This window comes from Bacillus sp. FF-1 (genome assembly GCF_028548245.1).
GTDB lineage: Bacteria > Bacillota > Bacilli > Bacillales > Bacillaceae_G > Bacillus_A > Bacillus_A paranthracis.
In genome coordinates, this window is record NZ_JAQQGG010000034.1 from 1 (window position 1) to 1,448 (window position 1,448).

At 34.1% G+C, this 1,448-nt stretch carries 1 protein-coding gene; it reads right to left on the reverse strand.

What is annotated here, in order from left to right:
* Window positions 1–30 precede the first annotated feature (30 nt).
* A protein-coding gene (locus PQF83_RS28445) for an IS3-like element ISBce15 family transposase (protein WP_085963576.1) occupies window positions 31–1,391 on the reverse strand; the annotation gives its coding sequence in 2 pieces (ribosomal slippage) (window positions 31–935 and window positions 935–1,391; 1,362 coding nt in all).
* Between the last annotated feature and the right edge of the window lie 57 nt (window positions 1,392–1,448).

Here is a 1,448-nt window from a genome sequence, read left to right on the forward strand (position 1 = left end):
TGAACTGGACCCGAAAAGTTAGACATATATTTAAGCAGCTAATAAGGATTGAATTCTGTATTTTACAGGAGGCAATCCTTTTAATTTTGCCTTAATCCTTTTATTATTGTAATAATAAATATAATTCTCTAGTTCTTCCCTAAAGTGTTCCATACTTTCAAAATCTTTAAGATAAAGTAATTCAGATTTTAATAAGCCAAAGAAATTTTCAATGACTGCATTATCTAAGCAATTTCCCTTACGGGACATACTTTGAGTTATATTATTTTCTCTTAAAATATATTGATATCTATCCATTTGATAGTGCCAACCTTGATCTGAATGAAGGATAGGAGTATCTTCTTTATCCAAGCATTTTAAAGCCTTATCTAACATCCTTTCGACTAGAAGGAATGTAGGGCGTTTCTCAATATTATAGGAAATAATCTCACCATTAAACAAGTCTAGAATAGGAGATAGGTAGAGTTTTTCACCAAACAAATGAACTTCAGTAACATCTGTAACCCACTTTTCATTAGGCTTAGAGGCCTTGAAATCACGCTTCAAGACATTTGGCGCTACCTTCCCAACCTTCCCGCGATAAGAGCGGTATTTAGTGATTCTTACCAACGATTTTAACCCTAATTGATTCATTAAGCGAAGGACGGTTTTGTGGTTAATGGTATAGCCCTGATTACGTAATTCAAGTGTGATACGCCTATAGCCATATCGCCCTTGGTGTTCCTGAAAAATCTGCTTAATACTTTCTTTAACCTCGTTATATTTATCTTCACGACTCATTTGTTTCACCCAGTAATAATATGTACTACGAGCCATTTCAGCCGCTTTAATCAAGTCGATAATTTTATATTCATGCCTTAACTCATATATTATGTGTGCTTTGTCTTTTTCAGAGATTGTTGTTTTTGTTGAATTAAGGCGTGTAACTTTTTTAAATAAGCATTTTCCATGCGTAAGTATTCAATTTCTTTTTGTAAATCATTTTGAGAGTTAATATTTTGTTTTTTCTTAGGTGCAATAGCCTGTTTCTTCTTCACAGTGGAGTACCCCTTACTTGTTTTACGAAGAGCATCTATCCCCTGTGATTCTAGCATTGATCGCCACTTCCTAACGGTACGAGGAGATGGAACGTTGAACATAGCGGCCGCTTGTAGGGGCGAAGCTCCTGTATTGTTCATAAAATTCAATACTTCCATTTTAAACTGAATGTCATACCTTGTACATTTAGAGTTTAAGGACTCTATTCCTTGTTCTCTAGTACGTGCCACCCACTCTTTTAATAACGATATACTGACTTGATATTTTTTGGCAGTCACTTTAAAAGAATCATTTGTATTTAAATAATGTTCAACGGCATTTCTTTTTAATTCGAATTTATATTTTCTAGACATAATAAAACCGCACCTCCAATTGTTAGTTATTTGTCTAACAAATTGGGTGCGGTTCAC